This is a genomic window from Thioalkalivibrio sp. ALE12 (genome assembly GCF_000381105.1).
Classification (GTDB): domain Bacteria; phylum Pseudomonadota; class Gammaproteobacteria; order Ectothiorhodospirales; family Ectothiorhodospiraceae; genus Thioalkalivibrio.
This window is the reverse complement of the sequence record NZ_KB905909.1, coordinates 26,092-43,488: the sequence shown is the minus strand read 5'-3', so window position 1 is coordinate 43,488 and position 17,397 is coordinate 26,092. Positions and strand designations below refer to the sequence as shown.

Here is a 17,397-nt window from a genome sequence, read left to right as displayed (position 1 = left end):
CTCGCCATTAAGGAACCCGGAAGTCTGGCCGCCGGCCGGTGGACCGTCAAACCCACGGGGAGATGCTCATCCCATTCCCAGTAGCTGGGCGATGGTCCGAAAGTCCGACAGACGGTCCGGGCGGGCCCGCAGGAAGACCGGAGTCTCGCCGCTTCCGCCGGCCGCACCCAGGGCCTCCACCAGCGCACGCCAGCCCGGCGCGCCCAGGCCCGGCTCGGGGGTGATCTGCCAGGCTCCACCCACGGTCGTCGATCCCGTCGGGGCGGGATAAAACAAAGCCGCCTCGGCGTGGGTGATCGTATGTGGCTCACCGGGTCCATAGACCATCAGTCGCGCCAGGCCGGCCGCCTCGAGCGCCTCCCGGATCGCCGAGACCTGCGCCGCCGTCATCGGCCCCGGCGCCACTGCCTGCAGACAGGGGCCCGCGGCCTCGGCAAGCGCGAGCGCCCGCGCGGCCCCCGACTCGGGCGTAACCTCCGCCGGCCACTCGAGCGTCAGCCGCAGCGCGGGGGCGACGGCCTCGTCCCAGTCGCCGAACGCGGGGGCCGAGGTCTCCAGCCACAGCGCGGCGGGCAGCAGCAGGCGGCTGTGATAGTGGGTGTAATACTCGAGTTGCCACTCGCGCGGCAGATCCTCCGGGAAGAAGCCTTCCCACCAGTCCTCGCCGGGGCCCGCGACTCCGGCGGCCTGCAGCGCCAGCGCTTCCTGATCGTTCGTCATGTCTCTCCTTCCGTGCCGTCACCGCCCGGCCATCACCACGTTGTAACCGTATCCTCGCGCAGTCTGCTTGTATCGCCCCCGTGCGCGCGGCACAGTTGCGCCATGCGCTTCGACCTGTTCCATGAACTCTCGGTGCCCGACTTCCTGCAGACCTCCGAATCGGAGGTGCTGGAGAACACCCTGCGCCTGTGGGAGCGGGCCGACCGTCTGGGCTTCGGCACCGCCTGGCTGGTGGAACACCACCTGATGCCGGAGTTCTCGCACTCCACCGCGCCGGACCTGGTCCTGGCCGCCGCCAGCCAGCGCACCGAGCACCTGCGCCTGGGGCTCGGCGTAGTGCCCCTGCCCTACCACCACCCGCTGCGGGTGGCCCAGCGGGTCGGCATGCTGGACCAGCTCTCCGGCGGTCGGCTGGACCTCGGCATCGGGCGCGGCTTCTCGCCGCGCGAATATGCCACATTCGGGGCCGAGATGAGCGAGTCCCGCGCGCGGGTCGATGCCGGGCTGGACGCGCTGCGCCAGGCCTTCGCGACCGGCCGCATCACCCAGGACGGCCCGTTCCATCACCTGGACGACGTGCCCGTGATGCCGCGCCCGGTGCAGGCCCCGCACCCGCCGATCTGGACCGCCGCGGTCAGCCCGGAGTCCTTCACCTGGGCGGCCGAGCAGGGCATCGGGGCGCTGGCGGGCCCGTTCAAGCCCTGGCAGATGATCCGCGAGGACATCCGCCTGTACCACGAGGCCTGGGATGCCTCGCGCGCCGATATCGCCCATCCGCCGCGGGTCGGCATGACGCTTGGAGTCCTGTGCCTGCCGGACGGCAAACGCGCCCGGCGCGAGGCCAAGCCTGCGTTCGAGTGGTTCTACCGCCACATGTTCCAGCAGACCCTGCCGGTGCTGGAACGCCTAATCGAGGGCTACGACTACTACCGTTCGCTGGGCCGCTTCCGCCACCTGGTCAAGGCCGGGATCAACCTCAAGATCCTCGACATGCTGGGCATGACGCTGGTCGGCACGCCCGCCGAGTGTCGCGAGCGCATCGAGGGACTGCGCGAGGCGGGGGTCGACCAGGTCCTGCTCGCCTTCGGCGCCGGCGCCGTCCCGCAGGCCCTGGCCGAGGAGTCCATGGACTGCTTCGCGGAGGAGGTCATGCCCGCGTTCGCCGATCCCGCTCCAGCCGTCGCCCGCAGCGCGACCTGAGGGCCACACGGACCCATGCATATCGCCGTGACCGGCGCGGCCGGATGCGTGGGACAGGCCCTGCTGCCCGCCCTGGCGCGCGAGCCGGCGATCCTGCGCATCCTCGCGCTGGACCGGACCCCGCCGGCACTCCCCCCGCCGGGAGGCGCCGCCGTCTGCGAGGCCCGTGTGGGCGACCTGACGCGGCTCCGGCCGGAGGATCTGGGCGGGGTCGACACCCTGGTGCACCTCGCCTTCCAGTTGATGGGGGGCCACGGGCGCCGCCACGACCGTGCCTGGGTCCGGCAGCAGAATGTCGCCCTCAGTGATCAGGTCTTTCGGACCGCCATCGCCGCCGGCGTGCGCCACCTCGTGTTCCTGTCCAGCGCCGCGGTCTACGGCCCCTGGCCGGACAGCCCGCAGCCCCTGACCGAAGACCACCCGACCCGACCGCGCTTCCCCTATGCGGAGGACAAGGTGGCCGTGGAGCAGGCCCTGCGCGCCCTCGCTCGCGAACACCCTGAATGCCGCGTGACCATCCTGCGTCCGCCCGCGATCGTCGGGCCGCATGCGCACCCGCTGCTGCTGCAGATCGCCCGCGGACGTTTCTATCCCGCCGCGGGCGAGCAGCCGGTGCAGATCCTGTGGGAGGACGACGCCGCGGCGGCGATCGCCCGCAGCGTGACCACCCGCACACAGGGCACCTTCAATCTGGGGGCCGAACCCGCCTGGTCACTGCGGGCCATGGCTCACCACCAGCGGCGCTGGGGGGTACCGGTCCCCCTGGGGCTGATCCGCGCCCTGCACCCGCTGGCCTGGCGCCTGAGCGCCCGCGCGGGCGACCCCGGGTGGGTGCGCGGGCTGGACGGCCCGCTGGTGCTGGACTGCACCCGCGCTCGCGAGCAGCTGGGCTGGACCCCGCGGGTCAGTACCGCCGCGTGCCTGGAGCGCCTGCGCCACTGACACAGCGCCCCAATCCGCTACAATCGCGGCCTGACCGTTCGGGACCCGTCTGCCCCATGGCCCTACCCATCGCCGCCGTCATCGTCGGCCTGATCCTGCTGACCTGGAGTGCCGACCGCTTCGTGTTCGGCGCCTCCGCCTTTGCCCGCGGGGTCGGCGTGAGCCCGCTGGTCATCGGCCTGACCATTGTCGCCTTCGGCACCTCGGCCCCGGAACTCGTGGTCTCGGTCCTCGCGAGCCTGCAGGGCAACCCGGGCGTGGCGGTAGGCAACGCGATCGGTTCGAACATCGCTAACATCGCACTGGTGCTGGGGGCCGCCGCGGTGGTCGCACCGCTGGCGATCGGCCGCGGCATGGTTCGCCGCGAACTGCCGATCCTGTTGCTGGTCAGCTTCGGCGCACTGCTCCTGCTGGTCGGCGGCGAGCTGGGCCGGATGGAAGGCATCGCCCTGCTCGCTGGACTGACCGCTTTCACCGCCTGGATGGCGTTGACCGCCCGCCGCGCGCAACAGGCCTCGGGCGAGGATGCCCCCGAAGTCGTGCGCGGCATGGTGGAGACCATCCCGGACAGCGATCGCCTCGGTCCCGCGATCGCCTGGCTGGTGTTCGGGCTACTGCTCCTGCTGGCCAGCAGCCAGGCCCTGGTCTGGGGCGCGGTGGAAATCGCCGAACAACTGGGGGTCAGCGATCTGGTCATCGGCCTGACCATCGTCGCGATCGGCACCAGCCTGCCCGAGCTGGCCACCTCCGTGGTCGCCGCCTTCCGCCGCGAGGCGGGGCTGGCGATCGGCAACGTGGTCGGCTCCAACCTGTTCAACCTGCTCGCGGTGCTGGCGGTTCCGGCCCTGATCGCGCCGCTGGCAATCGACGCCGACGTCCTCGCACGCGACTATCCCGTGATGCTGGCACTGACGGTGGCCCTGTTCCTGATCGCGCTGGGCCGCCGGGGACAGATCCTGCGCTGGCAGGGCGCCCTTCTCCTCGTCGCCTTCGCAAGCTACCTTGTCTATTTGGGAATTACGGCAACTGCATGAACTTCAACCCCGAAACCACCCGCAACCTGGCCCTGGCCGTCCTCAACGACGAGGCCGAGGCCGTGCACAACCTCGCCCGGCGCATCGACGACAGCTTCCTCGAGGCCTGCCGCTACATCCTCGAGTGCAAGGGCCGCGTGATCGTCACCGGCATGGGCAAGTCCGGGCACATCGGCAGCAAGCTGGCCGCGACCCTGGCCTCCACCGGCACCCCCGCGTTCTTCGTGCACCCGGGCGAGGCCAGCCATGGTGATCTCGGGATGATCACCCGCGAGGATGTGGTCATCGCGCTGTCGAACTCCGGCGAGACCGACGAAATCCTCACCATCCTGCCGCTGATCCGGCGCCTGGGCGTGCCGCTGATCGCGATGACCGGCAACCCCGGCTCGCGTCTGGGCGCCGACGCCACCGTGCACCTCGACGTCAGTGTCGAGCGCGAGGCCTGCCCGCTGGGCCTGGCCCCCACCTCCAGCACCACCGCGGCGCTGGCGATGGGCGACGCCCTGGCGGTCGCGGTACTGGATGCACGCGGCTTCACCGCCAACGACTTCGCCCGCTCGCACCCTGGCGGCCGGCTGGGCCGGCGGCTGCTGGTGCATGTCGCCGACATCATGCACACCGGCGACGCGATCCCGCGCATCACGCCGGAGGCCCCGCTGAAGGACGCCCTGTTCGAGATCACCCGCAAGGGCCTCGGGCTGGTGATCGTGGCCGGCGCCGACGACCGCATCCAGGGCGTGTTCACCGATGGCGACCTGCGCCGCACCCTGGATGCCGGGCACAGCCTGGACGGCCTGACCATCGGCGAGGCGATGACCACCGGCGGCCACACCGCGCAGCCCGACTGGCTGGCGGTCACGGCACTCGAGACCATGGAGAGCCGGCGCATCAACGCCCTGCCGGTCACCGACGCCGACCAGCGCCTGGTCGGCGTGATCAACATGCACGACCTGCTGCGCGCCGGGGTGGCCTGATGAACCTGGATGCCGCGACCCTGCGCACCCGCCAGCAGGCCGTACGCCTGCTTATCCTGGACGTGGACGGCGTGCTGACCGACGGCAGCCTGTTCCTGGGCGATGGCGGCGAGCAGTACAAGGCCTTCAACAGCCGCGACGGCCACGGGATCCGCCTGGCGCTGGACGGCGGCCTCGACATCGCCATCCTGACCGGGCGCACCTCCGGGGTGGTCGAACACCGCATGCGGGACCTGGGCGTGGAGCACCTGATCCAGGGCCGCCGCGACAAGGGCGAGGCCCTGCACGAGTTGCTGCAGCGCACCGGCCATGACCCGGCGGAAGCCGCCTTCATGGGCGACGACATCGTCGATCTGCCGGCCATGCAGCGGGTCGGGCTCGGGATCGCGGTCGGGGACGCCCACCCGCTGGTATGCCGCCACGCCCAGTGGGTCACCGAGGCCCACGGCGGGCGCGGCGCCGTGCGCGAGGCCTGCGAGGGGCTGCTGGCCGCGCAGGACCGGCTGGACGCCCTGCTCGAGACCTACCTGAACGGATGAGCCGGCGGAGACGCAACCGGTACGGTCTGGCGCCGCCGTTGGTCCTGTTCACGCTGGCGTGCGCAAGCCCCGCAACCGCCGAGGTCACCCCGCCCGAGGGCGAGGTGACCCTGCAGATCGACGGATTCACGCTGCACGCCACCGGCGACGACGGTGAGCGGACCCACCGGCTGCAGGGCACCCGACTGCGCGAATTCGGCCGCGACGGGCCGCAGTGGGTGGATGACCCGGAACTCGACCTGTTCGCCGATGGCGGTATCGAATGGCGCTGGACCGCCCCGGCGGCCCTGCACCGCCCGGCTGACGAAACCCTGGACCTGGTCGGCCCCACCCACGGCGTACAACCAGCCCGCGGCGAACGCGTGCAGACGGTCATCGACTCGCGGGATGTACGTATCGCCACAGACACCATGGTCGCCACCTCGGACGCCCTCTCCACCCTGAACCAGCCCGGGCTGTTCCAGCGCGGCACCGGCCTGCGCGTGGACTCGCGAGCGGATACCATAGAGCTGTTCCATGACGTGTACTCGCTCTACAGCGAGGCGAGCGAGGAGGACCCCGCGCATGACCCCGATCCCGAATAGCCGCCGCCTGCCGGGCCTGCTTGCGGCGGCCGGCCTCCTCTCCGCCCTGCTGGCGACGCCGGCCCTGGGCCAGCAGGGATCGGGACCCTCGCTGCCGGTGGAGATCACCGCCGACCGCGCGGAGATGGACGAACGCCAGGGCCTGGGCACCTACACCGGGGACGTGATCGTGATCCGCGGCGACATGACGCTGGAGGCCGACACGGTCTACGTGCGCACCCGGGATCGTCGCCCCTACGAGATGGAGGCCCACGGCGAGCCGGCCCGCCTGGAATCCCCCGACCCCGAGACCGGCGAGATGCGCATCGCCACCGCGCTGCGCATCGACTACCTGCTGAACGAGGACCGCATGATCCTCACCGACCAGGCCCATGTGATCACCACCCGCGAAGAGGCGCGCGGCAAGCGCATCACCTACGACCTGACCACCGACGTGATCGAGGCCGAACGCGGCGAGGGCGACAGCGAACGCGTACGCATCACCATCCAGCCACGCGACGACGAATGAACGCACCCGCCACCAGCCCGGCGCCGGCACCCGCCGAGGCCCGTGATCGCCTGATCGGGCGCGAACTGACCAAGCGCTACGGCCAGCGCACCGTGCTCGACCAGGTGGATGTCGACCTCGCACCCGGTGAAGTGGTCGGCCTGCTGGGTCCCAACGGCGCCGGCAAGACCACCTGCTTCTACAGCCTGGTCGGGCTGATCCGTCCCAACGCCGGGCGCATCACCCTGGGCGGGCACGACATCACCCGCGCGCCCATCCACGTGCGCGCCCGCGCCGGTCTCGGCTACCTGCCCCAGGAGGCCTCGATCTTTCGCCGCCTGAGCGTGTGGGACAACCTGCAGGCCGTGCTGGAACTGCGCCCCGGCCTGGACCGCCACGAACGCCGGCGTATCGGCGACGCGCTGATCGAGGAGTTTCAGCTCGAGACCGTGCGCCACAGCCCCGGGATCGCGCTGTCCGGCGGCGAACGTCGGCGCGCCGAGATTGCGCGGGCCCTGGCCGGTGACCCGCAATTCATCTGCCTGGACGAGCCCTTTGCCGGGGTGGACCCGATCTCGGTGGGCGATATCCAGGATGTAATTCGCCACCTTGCAGCGCGCGGCATCGGGGTTCTGATCTCCGATCACAACGTGCGCGAAACCCTCGGGATCTGCCACAGGGCCTATATTCTGAGCGAGGGGCGCCTGCTGGCCGCCGGGACACCCGACGAGCTACTGGCCGATCCCCAGGTGCGCCGGGTCTATCTCGGCGAGAATTTCCGCCTGTGATTCCGGCACGCGCACAACCCGCGCCGGTGCACAAACCACGAGGCAGCATTTAAGATCGCTCTTATGGTCACCCGCGACCCGCACAGCCAATGCTGAAACCCGGCCTGAATCTTCAGCTGGGTCAAACGCTCACCATGACCCCGCAACTGCAGCAGGCCATTCGCCTGTTGCAGCTGTCCACGCTCGAACTACAGGTGGAGATCCAGCAGGCGCTGGAGAGCAACCCCATGCTGGAACAGGTGGAGGACGAGGACGACATGGGCGGGGCCGAGCGCCTGGACGCGGAGGGCGAGGTGGTGGAAGGCGACCGCATGGAGGCCACTACCACTAGCGATGACGTGATTCCCGAGGAGCTCACCACCGACAGCCGCTGGGACGACATCTACGAACCGCCGCCCGCCCCCAAGGGCGTGGATGACCGCGACCCGCTGGAAAACACCAGCGACGACGACGGCGAGGGCCTGCAGGACCACCTGCTGTGGCAGCTGCACCTGAGCCACCTGACTCCGCGCGACCAGCGCATCGGCGCGGCCCTGATCGACGCGATCAGCCCCGACGGCTATCTCGAAGGCGACCTCGAGACGCTGGCCGAGACCATCAGCCGCGGCGAGGAAGAGCCCGTCGGCGTGGATGAGGTCGAGGCAGTCCTGCACTGGATCCAGCAGTGCGACCCCCTGGGCGTGGGCGCGCGCGATCTGCGCGAATGCCTGGAGATTCAGCTGCGCGAACTGGCCCCGGACGCCCCCGCCCGCGAGGCCGCCCGGGCGATCCTGGAACACGGCATGGACAGCCTGGGCAAGCGCGATTATAAAGCCCTGCAACGCCAGTCGGGTGTGCGCGACCCGGACGAACTGGCGCGCGCCCTGGACCTGATCCGCACCCTGAACCCGCGACCGGGCGCGCAGATCAGTGCCGCCACCTCCGAATACGTGGTGCCCGATGTCTACGTGCGCCACACCCCGGAGGGCTGGCGCGTGGAGCTGAACCCGGAGATCGCGCCACGCATCCGTATCAACGACCTCTACGCCGGCATGGTGCGCCAGGTATCGGATGCCCGCGACAGTGCCTTCATGCGCGACCAGCTGCAGGAGGCGCGCTGGTTCCTGAAGAGCCTGCACAGCCGCAACGACACCCTGCTCCGCGTTGCCGAGGCGATTGTCCATCGCCAGCAAGGCTTCCTGGAACATGGCGAGGTCGCGATGCAGCCATTGATCCTGCGCGATATCGCCGAGATCCTGGAGATGCACGAATCGACCATCTCCCGGGTGACCACCCAGAAATACATGCACACCCCGCGCGGAGTCTTCGAGTTCAAGTATTTCTTCTCCAGCCACGTCGGCACCAACGACGGTGGCGAGTGTTCCGCCACCGCCATCCGTGCCATGATTCGCGAATTGATCGACGACGAACCCGCGAACAAGCCGCTCAGCGATGCCCGGCTCGCCCAGATCCTGGCGGACCGGGGCATCAATGTGGCGCGTCGCACCGTGGCCAAGTACCGCGAGGCGATGCACATCCCTTCATCCAGCGAACGCCGGCAGATGGCCTCCATGCCCACCGGCCACAAGTAACCAAGGAGTCCCGACCATGCAGATCAACCTGACCGGCCACCATGTGGACCTCACCGACGCCCTGCGCGACTACGTCAACGAGAAGTTCGCGAAGCTGGAACGCCACTTCGACAAGGTCATCGACGTGCACGTCGTGCTGACCCATGAGAAGACCCAGAACCAGTTCAACAAGGCCGAGGCGAATCTCCAGGTCAGCGGCAATCACATCCACGCCGAGGCCTCCCACGAGGACATGTACGCCGCCATCGACGCGCTGATCGACAAGGTCGACCGCCAGCTGATCAAGCACAAGGAAAAGGTCAAGGATCATCACCGGGCCGAGGGCGCCCAGCGCAATCGCGAGCAGGCCTCCTGACCCATGTCCATTGCCGAGTTGATCACCGCCGAGCGCATCCGCCTGGAGCCGGAATGCTCCAGTCAGAAGCGGGCCCTGGAGGCCCTGTCGGAACTCCTCGCCGGCGGCGGTGATGCCGGCGGACCGGGCAGCACCGCGATCTTCGAGGCCCTGTCCGCGCGCGAAAAGCTGGGCTCCACCGGCCTGGGCCATGGGGTTGCGATCCCCCATGGCCGCCTGGCCGATCTCGAGGCTCCGCGCGTGGCCGTCCTGCGCCTGGAGAGCGGCGTCGACTTCGACGCCATGGACCACGAGCCGGTCGATATCCTGATCGCCCTGCTGGTCCCGGAGGCCGCCACCAGCGATCACCTCGACCTGCTGGCCCAGCTGGCGCGCGGGCTTTCGCAACCGGACACCATTGCCGCCCTGCGCCGGGCCGGCGATGCCGCCAGCCTGGAACAGGAACTCGTCCGCCGCTTCCGCGAGGGCTGATCCCGTGCGCCCCGCACCCTGCCACGCCACCGATCCCCGCCGGCCCTGCTCATGAACGAGGCACTGGGCGAAGGCGGGATTGCCCGCGACATCAACGTGGAGAGCCTGATCCAGGCTATGGGCAACCGCCTGGATCTGCGCTTCGTGCATGGCGAGCACGCCGCCCCCGACCGCAAGCTGGTCGGCGAGGACGGGGATGACCTGCCTCTGGCCGGCCACCTCAACCTGATCCGACCCAACCGCATCCAGGTCATCGGGGACTTCGAGGCCCGCTACATCGCCGGCCTCAGCGACGACCAGCGCAACGACCTGATCCTGGAGATGGCCCGCACCGGCACCACCGCGGTGATCTTCGCCGAGGACACCTGCCCGTTCTCGGAGATGCCCCATGCCCCGCAGGAGGCGCTGCCGCTGATCCTGTGCTCCAGCACCAGCAGCCACGAGATCATCGCGCTGCTGCGCTACTTCCTGCAGCAGCGTCTGGCGCACTTCGAGGTGCGCCATGGCGTGTTCATGGAGATCCTCGGCATCGGCGTCCTGATCAGCGGGGCCTCCAGCGTCGGCAAGAGCGAGGTGGCGCTGGAGCTGATCTCGCGCGGGCACCGCCTGATCGCCGACGATGCCCCCGAGTTCGCGCGCATCGCCCCCGACATCGTGCGCGGTCACTGCCCGGCCCTGCTCCAGGACCTGCTCGAGGTACGCGGCCTGGGGGTGCTGAACATCCGCGCGATGTACGGCGACTCCGCAATCAAGGGCGGCAAGTACCTGCGGCTGATTATCGACCTGCGCGATCACGGCGAGCCCTCTCCGGTCCCCGACGACCGGCTGAACGGGCGCCGCGGCGAGATCGACATCCTCGGCCTGCGGATTCCGCTGATCAGCCTCCCGGTGGCGCCGGGTCGCAACATCGCGGTGATGATCGAGGCCGCCGTGCGCAACCACATGCTGCACATGCAGGGCTACATCGCCGGGGATGACCTGCGCGCCCGCCAGCGCCGGCAGATGAGCGGCGAGGCCGAGGAGCCGCCCTACCACCGGGCCGTGCCCGCCACGACCGTCCCTAACCCGGACCCGGAGGGCTGAGTCCGCCATGCGCCTGCTGATCGTCAGCGGTCTGTCCGGATCCGGCAAGACCGTCGCCCTGCACACCCTGGAGGACGCGGGCTATTTCTGTGTGGACAACCTCCCGCTGCCGCTGCTGCCGGACCTGATTCGCCAGGTGCGCCAGGGCCACTACGACACCGAGGGCGATCGCCATCTGGCGGTGGGCGTCGACGTGCGCAGCGGGCTGGAGGCCCTGAAGGGGTTTGCCAGCCTGCTGGCCGGGCTACGGGCGGAGGGCCTGCAGGTGGAGGTCCTGTTCCTGCAGGCCTCAAGCGACGTACTGCTGCGGCGCTACCACCTGACCCGGCGGCGTCACCCGCTGGCGCGCGATGGCGTGCCCCTGGTGGAGGCCATCGACCGCGAACGCGAGTGGCTGGGCCACGTCGCGGCGGAGGCCGACCTGACGGTGGACACCTCGCGGCTGTCGATGCACGACCTGGCCCGTACCCTGCGCGACCGCATGGGCGAGCGCGGAGAGCACGAGCTGTCCCTGCTGTTCCAGTCCTTCGGCTTCAAGCACGGCGCGCCGATGGACTCGGACTTCGTATTCGACGTGCGCTGTCTGCCCAACCCCTACTACGAACGCGAGCTGGCCGGCCTGACCGGCCGCGACCCGGCCGTATGCGAGTTCCTCGAGGGGCACGGGGAGGTCGCGGCCATGTTCGACAGCATCCAGGGCTTTCTCTCACAGTGGCTCCCGCGGCTGCTGGAGGACCACCGCAGTTACGTGACGGTCTCGATCGGCTGCACCGGCGGCCGACACCGCTCGGTATACCTGGTCGAACGCCTTGCGGGGGCGTGGCGGGACCGGGAACATGTTACTGTTAGCACCCGTCACCGCGAGCTGGGCAAGCAGTAACCACGAAGCGCGGGGGCAGGCCCCTACGGAACCCGCAATTGGAGCAGATCCATGGGCGTTGGTCTCATTCTGATCACGCATCAAAACCTGGGCGACACCCTCTTGCAGACCGCACAAAGCATGCTTGGCGGCCTGCCCGATGACTGCGAGTCCATGGCGATGTCCCAGAACGACGACCCCGACGAGGTCCTGGCCCGCGCCCGCGAGCGCCTGACCACTCTGGACAGCGGCGCCGGGGTACTGATCCTGACCGACATGTTCGGTTCCACCCCCTCCAACGTCGCCAGCCGAGTGGCTCGCGGGGCCAACGCGCGCGTGATCGCCGGGATCAACCTGCCGATGCTGATCCGCGTCCTCAACTACCAGCATCTCCCGCTGACCGAGCTGGTCAACAAGGCCCTGTCCGGCGGGCATGACGGAATCCTTCTCTGCGACCAGGAGTGCAGCGATGCCGCAGCGCGTAGTCCCCATCGTTAACCGTCTGGGGATGCACGCGCGTGCTGCGGCCAAGTTTGTCAGCCTGGCCAGCCAGTACGCCGCCGATGTCACCGTCTCCCGCAACCAGCAGGAGGTCAACGGCAAGAGCATCATGGGGGTCATGATGCTGGCCGCGGCCCAGGGCAGCGAGATCACCATCGAGACCGAAGGCGAGGATGCCCCCGAGGCGCTGGACGCGCTGACCGAACTGGTGGCCGACCGTTTCGGCGAAGAGGCCTGACCCTCCACTGACGCCTGTGTGCCGCTGAACAGGCGGCTATCCCCCTTCTCCCGGCCCTAACCCGGCCCGGCACCGAGGTCGGACACCGCCGCCGCCAGCCCCTCGAACCCGCGCTGCGCGAGCTTGCGCTCGGCCAGGCGCACGGCCGCGTACAAAGCCTGCTCGGGGGGCGTGCCGGAGACCAGTGCATCGATCAGGCCGGCATTGAAGGCATCTCCCGCACCCACGCTGTCCACGACCTGCAGACCGGGCGTGGGTGCACAGTGGTGGATCGCGCCACGGGCAGCCAGCCAGGCCCCGGCGCTTCCGGCCGTCACGGTCAGGATGCGGTCGGGGAAGCGGCTCGCCATCTGCCGCAGCGCGTCCTCCGGTGTATCCGCCACGGTGGCGGCCCAGTCCCGCGAAAGCATCAGGACGTCGGCATACTCCAGGCAGGCCTCCAGGCCGGGACGGGGTTTCTCCAGCTCCAGCGATACGGGCTGGTCGAAGATACTTGCGCGCGCGGCTGCCAGGATCGCGACCAGGGCTTCGGGGTTACGGCCCTCGAAGTGCAGCCAGTCGTATTCCGACCAGGGCACGCCGGAGACATCCGCTTCCTCCAGTTCGGGGAGATCGCGGTGGTGGACGATGGTACGGCTGCCGGTGGCCCGGGAACGCAGGATATGCGAGGTCGGCGTCGCTCCGGGCCGCCGCACGCAGTGCTGTACGTCCAGCCCGCGCGCCTGCAACTGCTCGACCAGGGCATCCCCGCCCGCGCCCCGGGCAATCACCGCGGCCAGCCCCGGGCGGTGCCCGAACTGGGCCAGGATCGCCGCGGTATTGGTGGCGTTGCCGCCGGGCTGGGTCGTGCTGGCGAGCGCGCGGATCTCCGCGTCCTCGGCGGGAAATGCGGCGACGTCGAGGGTATGGTCGAGGGTCACAATGCCGGTGGCGAGGATGCGTGCCATGCGGGCTCCAGAGGTCCGGGGGCGCCATTCTGGCGGCTCGAGCCGACCACGTCATCTCCCGGCCCGCCCCGCATTCGTCATCGGGAAGCGCTCCTGCGACAATAAGCATTCCGTTTCTGGAGCTCCCCCAACGCGTATGGCCACGTTCCCCTCTCCCCAGTCCGCGGAAGCCGCGTTCTACGAAGCCTTTCAGGCGGGCGACCCGCAGGGCATGCGCGAGGTCTGGCACGACAGCGACGAGTGCGTCTGCATCCACCCCGGGGGCGAGCGTCTGCAGGGCACGGACGTGATCCTGGAGAGCTGGGACGACATTCTGCCCGGCATGCGCGGCGTCGTGGTCCACCGCACCCAGGTGACGGCGATCCCGGGCGATGACCTCGTCCTGCACGTCCTGCGGGAAAACCTCTACGTCCACGGCGAGCGCCGGGGCGTGATGCTGGCGACCAACGGCTACCGCCAGGTGGGCGACAGCTGGCGCATGGTGCTCCACCACGCCAGCCCGGACCCGGAACCGGCCCCGGAATGGCCGACCGGGGGCATGCACTGATGGAGACCGATGCCGACCGCTGCGTCGAGGCGTACTACACCGCGTTCCGCGCCGCCGACATCGAGCAGATGATGCGCCTGTGGGCCGAGCGGCCGGACATCGTCTGCATCCACCCGGGCAGCCCGCGCGCGCACCGCGGCGTGGCGGAGGTGATGGAGAGCTGGCTGCTGGTCTTCGCGCGCGAACTGAATATCGGCATCGAGCCGAAGATCGTGGGGCGCCACGAGAGCGGCGAAGTCATCAGCCTGGTCATCGAGGAGGCGATCACCCGCCCGGGCGACGTGGCGCCGACCGGGACCATCCTGATCAGCCAGACCTGGCGGCGGGTGGATTCGCGCTGGCGGCTCCTGTTCCATCACGCCTCGCACGGCCGCCGCTCGCCCCCCTCCCAGGAAGGCATGTTCGTCCCCGACGGCGGCGGCAACACCCGCCACTAGCCGCCTGCACCACGCAGGCCCACGCGGAATTGAAGGTCAAGGGCGGTTGCACCACAGAGGGCACGAAGAACACGAAGAAGGGCTGAATTCTTGGGCGGCCGGTAAGGGGATGTCACGTCTGCCGGGGACGTTCACAACCACTGTGGTTCAAGGGTTCGAAAACCAAAGAATCGGGACGATCTCGTACCTTTGTGGGCTAAGTGGCACACAAATCCTTTCCCTTCTCTGTGTCCTCCGTGACCTCTGTGGTCAAAACGCTTTTGACCTACTTCGTGTCTTCGTGAGCTTCGTGGTCAATTCGACCCAGCGTCGGAGCGGGGTTGGCAGAGGTCGGGGCGCTGGACCTGGAGGGCCGAGCACACGCCTTTGACGGCGTCGCGCACACGGCGACCCTTGCCCTCCAGGGTCAGGCTGGCGATCTCCTGATAGAGCGGGTCTCGCGCCTCGAACAGCTCCTGCAGCCGCGCCTTCGGATCCGCCGCCTCCGCGATCAGCGGACGCTTGCGGTTGCGCCGAGTGCGGCGGAACTGCTCTTCAACCGGGACGCGCAGGTAGATCACGAACTGATCGCGCAGCCGCTCGCGGTTCTCCGGGCGTTCGACAATCCCGCCGCCCGTGGCGATGACAGCCCCCTCCTGTTGCAGCAGGGATTCCAGCATTGCCGTCTCGCGTTTGCGAAACCCCGCCTCGCCCTCGAACTCGAAGATGGTCGGGATATCCACGCCGGTACGCCGCTGGATCTCCTGATCGGTATCGAAGAAGGGACGCCGCAGCAGCCCGGCCAGGCCACGCCCGATAGTGCTCTTGCCGGCCCCCATCGGGCCTACCAATACGATGTTCTGCATGGTCACCAAGGCTACTGGCTGCACCCACCAAAGAAAAGCCAGGGACAGGCCCCGGCTTTCTGGTTCGGACGTTAAACCTCGCGCGCAACGGGCGCTCCGTGCGCCTAGTCAAGCACCCGCGGCGTCACAAAGATCAACAGCTCTGCCTTCGCATTCTCGGTCGCACGATTCCGGAACAAATTACCCAAGAACGGTATATCACCAAAGAATGGCACCTTTTCCAGAGACTCGCTGCTCTCGATTTCGTAGACACCACCAAGAACCACCGTCTCTCCGTCCCCGACAAAGACTTGTGTCTCAACCTCACGCTTGTTGATAGTCGGCACACCGAGTACCGCCTGGGCAAAATCAGGCTCATCCTTGTTCACGCGAATGTCGAGAATGACATTACCGTTGGGCGTGATCTGAGGGGTTACCTCGGTCGCCAGAAGAGCCTCGATGAACTGGGTAGAGGTCGCCCCGGATGCTGTCGCCTCCTGATACGGAATTTCTTGACCGTCCTTGATATACGCGGTCTGACCGTTTGCCGTGATAACACGCGGGCTGGAGATGATCTCGCCCCGGCCCTCAACCTCCAACGCCGAGAGTTCAAGATCCAGCAACACCCCGCTTCGCAGAATACTGATGCCAGCACGACCTGCGTCATTCCCTGCAGGTAACGAACTATTCAAACGATTGCCTAGTTCGACCCCGGTCGCCAACTCACCGGCCCCTCGGCTGCCAGAAGACGTCCCTCGCGCGGCACTCGCGCCGTCAAGAGACCCACCCGCACCGAGCTGAGTCCGTCGCCCCTCGCCACGCGAACCAGAAACACCAAAACGGGCACCAAGTTCGCGATTAAAGCTGTCTCGAGCAATGACGATACGCGTCTCGATCAGGACCTGCTGCACCGGCACATCCAGCGTCGAGACCAAGCGCCGCACGTCCTCGATGCGGCTCTGAGTGTCCTGCACCAGCAGCGTATTTGTGCGGCTATCGATCGTGACATTGCCGCGCTCGGAAAGGAATTGCGCCCCCTCGTCACTCCGGATCAGGGAAGCGATCTGTTCGGCTTGGGCGAAATTGATCTGCACGAACTCGGTGCGCAGGGGCTCGAGCTCCTGGCGATCACGTTCGGCCTCCATCTCCATGCGTTCGCGCGCGGCGATCTCCTCACTGGGGGCGACGTACAGGACGTTGCCATCCATGCGCTTGTCGAGGCCGCGGGCCTGCAGAATGATGTCCAGGGCCTGGTCCCAGGGGACGTTATTCAGGCGAAGCGTGATGTTGCCCCCCACGGTATCGCTGACCACGATGTTCAGATCGGTGAAGTCCGCCAGCAGCTGCAGGACGGAGCGCACCTCGATGTCCTGGAAATTCAGCGACAGGCGTTCACCCTCGAATTCCTCTTCCTCACGCGCACGGGCCTGGCGCTCGGCCTCGGAGATCGGGGCGACCTCGAGGACAAACTGGCGGTCGCTCTGGTAGGACAGGATCTCGTATTCCCCGCGCGCCTCGACCTCCATGCGCACGCGGTCACGTTCCGCGACGGTATCGATCATATGCACCGGGGTGGCAAAGTCGACGACGTCGAGGCGGCGCTCGAGGGCTTCGTCGATCATTGCGCGAGGGAAGGTCATCTCGATGCGGCCCGCCTGCTCACGGACGTTGATCTCCGCGCCGGAGCGCGACAGATCGACCTCGACGCGACCCTCGCCCTCGCTGCCGCGACGGAAGTCGATTCCGGTAATCTCGACCGGGCGCGCACTGCGGGTGACCGGGGTCGGTTCACCCGCACGGTCCACGACCTGCTGGGTCCGGGCATCCGCCTCGGAGACGCCGCGTCCCAGGGTCAGGATCAGATTGTTGCCCTCCACCCGAGTCTGATATTCGGAGGCCTGGGTCAGATTCAGGACCACGCGCGTGCGATTGCCCGCTTCCACGGAGCTGGCGCGCAGTATGGGCCCGACGTTCAGGTCGGTCTCGCGCTGTGGCAGCGCGTTGCCCACGTTGGGCAGGTCCAGCGCAATCCGCGGCGGCGAGTCGATCGCAAAGGCGCGGATGTCGGAGGGCGGTGCTTCGGAGAAGCGCAGGTTCACCTGCACCCGGTCCCCGCTCAGGCTGCCGGCCCGGATCTCTTCCAGTTCGGTGGCAGCCACCCCCTGGGACACCATGAACAGCAGGCCGGCCACGACCGTCCCTGCGAAAGTGCGCATGGAAGAACCCATGTTGAATCCCCTGTTGGTTATGCCGACCTTGCGGCGAATGCTCGTCATCATGTTCTTCTCCCCCAACC

At 68.5% G+C, this 17,397-nt stretch carries 21 protein-coding genes; 17 read left to right on the top strand and 4 right to left on the bottom strand.

From position 1 onward, the window contains the following. Nucleotides 1-66: 66 nt before the first annotated feature. Nucleotides 67-720, bottom strand: coding sequence for a hypothetical protein (locus F614_RS0108965; protein ID WP_018876514.1), 654 nt, complete (start codon nt 718-720; stop codon nt 67-69). Between the two features lie 102 nt (nt 721-822). Here F614_RS0108965 and F614_RS0108960 point away from each other — a divergent pair, with 102 nt between their 5' ends. From F614_RS0108960 to F614_RS0108890, 15 genes are all read left to right on the top strand, one after another. Then, nucleotides 823-1,920, top strand: a complete 1,098-nt coding sequence (locus tag F614_RS0108960) for an LLM class flavin-dependent oxidoreductase (RefSeq protein WP_018878135.1) — start codon at nt 823-825, stop codon at nt 1,918-1,920. 15 nt (nt 1,921-1,935) lie between these two features. Further along, nucleotides 1,936-2,862: an NAD-dependent epimerase/dehydratase family protein gene (locus tag F614_RS0108955; protein WP_019558741.1), complete on the top strand. Its 927-nt coding sequence runs from the start codon at nt 1,936-1,938 to the stop codon at nt 2,860-2,862. 56 nt (nt 2,863-2,918) lie between these two features. Continuing rightward, the gene (locus F614_RS0108950) at nt 2,919-3,896 is read left to right on the top strand and encodes a calcium/sodium antiporter (protein ID WP_019558740.1); all 978 of its coding nucleotides are present in this window, start codon (nt 2,919-2,921) and stop codon (nt 3,894-3,896) included. Further along, on the top strand, nt 3,893-4,870 hold the full coding sequence (locus tag F614_RS0108945; RefSeq protein ID WP_019558739.1) for a KpsF/GutQ family sugar-phosphate isomerase: 978 nt from the start codon (nt 3,893-3,895) through the stop codon (nt 4,868-4,870). Before F614_RS0108950 ends, F614_RS0108945 begins: the two co-directional genes overlap by 4 nt. Beyond that, on the top strand, nt 4,870-5,409 hold the full coding sequence (locus F614_RS0108940) for an HAD family hydrolase (RefSeq protein ID WP_018865605.1): 540 nt from the start codon (nt 4,870-4,872) through the stop codon (nt 5,407-5,409). Before F614_RS0108945 ends, F614_RS0108940 begins: the two co-directional genes overlap by 1 nt. A gap of 38 nt (nt 5,410-5,447) precedes the next feature. Continuing rightward, a complete protein-coding gene (gene lptC, locus F614_RS0108935) occupies nt 5,448-5,993 on the top strand; it encodes an LPS export ABC transporter periplasmic protein LptC (RefSeq protein WP_018880011.1) in 546 nt (181 codons plus the stop codon). After that, entirely contained in the window at nt 5,974-6,501 is a 528-nt protein-coding gene (gene lptA, locus F614_RS0108930) for a lipopolysaccharide transport periplasmic protein LptA (protein WP_019558738.1), read from the top strand. The genes lptC and lptA overlap by 20 nt, the downstream gene beginning before the upstream one ends. Beyond that, nucleotides 6,498-7,268: an LPS export ABC transporter ATP-binding protein gene (gene lptB / locus F614_RS0108925; RefSeq protein WP_018865602.1), complete on the top strand. Its 771-nt coding sequence runs from the start codon at nt 6,498-6,500 to the stop codon at nt 7,266-7,268. The genes lptA and lptB overlap by 4 nt, the downstream gene beginning before the upstream one ends. 89 nt (nt 7,269-7,357) lie before the next feature. Next, nucleotides 7,358-8,839, top strand: coding sequence for an RNA polymerase factor sigma-54 (locus F614_RS0108920; RefSeq protein WP_018865601.1), 1,482 nt, complete (start codon nt 7,358-7,360; stop codon nt 8,837-8,839). A 16-nt stretch (nt 8,840-8,855) separates the two neighbouring features. After that, nucleotides 8,856-9,194: a ribosome hibernation-promoting factor, HPF/YfiA family gene (hpf, locus tag F614_RS0108915; protein WP_018865600.1), complete on the top strand. Its 339-nt coding sequence runs from the start codon at nt 8,856-8,858 to the stop codon at nt 9,192-9,194. A gap of 3 nt (nt 9,195-9,197) precedes the next feature. Next, entirely contained in the window at nt 9,198-9,665 is a 468-nt protein-coding gene (locus F614_RS0108910) for a PTS sugar transporter subunit IIA (RefSeq protein WP_018865599.1), read from the top strand. Nucleotides 9,666-9,716: 51 nt separating this feature from the next. After that, the gene (gene hprK / locus F614_RS0108905) at nt 9,717-10,748 is read left to right on the top strand and encodes an HPr(Ser) kinase/phosphatase (protein ID WP_018865598.1); all 1,032 of its coding nucleotides are present in this window, start codon (nt 9,717-9,719) and stop codon (nt 10,746-10,748) included. A 7-nt stretch (nt 10,749-10,755) separates the two neighbouring features. Next, nucleotides 10,756-11,628: an RNase adapter RapZ gene (gene rapZ, locus F614_RS0108900; RefSeq protein WP_018865597.1), complete on the top strand. Its 873-nt coding sequence runs from the start codon at nt 10,756-10,758 to the stop codon at nt 11,626-11,628. Nucleotides 11,629-11,679: 51 nt separating this feature from the next. Beyond that, nucleotides 11,680-12,105, top strand: coding sequence for a PTS sugar transporter subunit IIA (locus F614_RS0108895; RefSeq protein ID WP_018865596.1), 426 nt, complete (start codon nt 11,680-11,682; stop codon nt 12,103-12,105). Next, nucleotides 12,077-12,346: an HPr family phosphocarrier protein gene (locus tag F614_RS0108890; protein WP_018865595.1), complete on the top strand. Its 270-nt coding sequence runs from the start codon at nt 12,077-12,079 to the stop codon at nt 12,344-12,346. The genes F614_RS0108895 and F614_RS0108890 overlap by 29 nt, the downstream gene beginning before the upstream one ends. Before the next feature lie 56 nt (nt 12,347-12,402). Here F614_RS0108890 and F614_RS0108885 read toward each other — a convergent pair whose 3' ends face one another. Beyond that, a complete protein-coding gene (locus tag F614_RS0108885) occupies nt 12,403-13,293 on the bottom strand; it encodes a PfkB family carbohydrate kinase (protein WP_018880014.1) in 891 nt (296 codons plus the stop codon). A gap of 136 nt (nt 13,294-13,429) precedes the next feature. Here F614_RS0108885 and F614_RS0108880 point away from each other — a divergent pair, with 136 nt between their 5' ends. Both F614_RS0108880 and F614_RS0108875 read left to right on the top strand, forming a co-directional pair. Next, a complete protein-coding gene (locus F614_RS0108880; RefSeq protein ID WP_018865593.1) occupies nt 13,430-13,840 on the top strand; it encodes a nuclear transport factor 2 family protein in 411 nt (136 codons plus the stop codon). Then, nucleotides 13,816-14,277, top strand: a complete 462-nt coding sequence (locus F614_RS0108875) for a nuclear transport factor 2 family protein (RefSeq protein ID WP_018865592.1) — start codon at nt 13,816-13,818, stop codon at nt 14,275-14,277. The genes F614_RS0108880 and F614_RS0108875 overlap by 25 nt, the downstream gene beginning before the upstream one ends. A gap of 293 nt (nt 14,278-14,570) precedes the next feature. Here F614_RS0108875 and F614_RS0108870 read toward each other — a convergent pair whose 3' ends face one another. Continuing rightward, on the bottom strand, nt 14,571-15,122 hold the full coding sequence (locus F614_RS0108870) for a shikimate kinase (RefSeq protein ID WP_026279143.1): 552 nt from the start codon (nt 15,120-15,122) through the stop codon (nt 14,571-14,573). A 104-nt stretch (nt 15,123-15,226) separates the two neighbouring features. After that, a complete protein-coding gene (gene pilQ, locus F614_RS0108865) occupies nt 15,227-17,380 on the bottom strand; it encodes a type IV pilus secretin PilQ (RefSeq protein ID WP_196800286.1) in 2,154 nt (717 codons plus the stop codon). Nucleotides 17,381-17,397 lie beyond the last annotated feature (17 nt).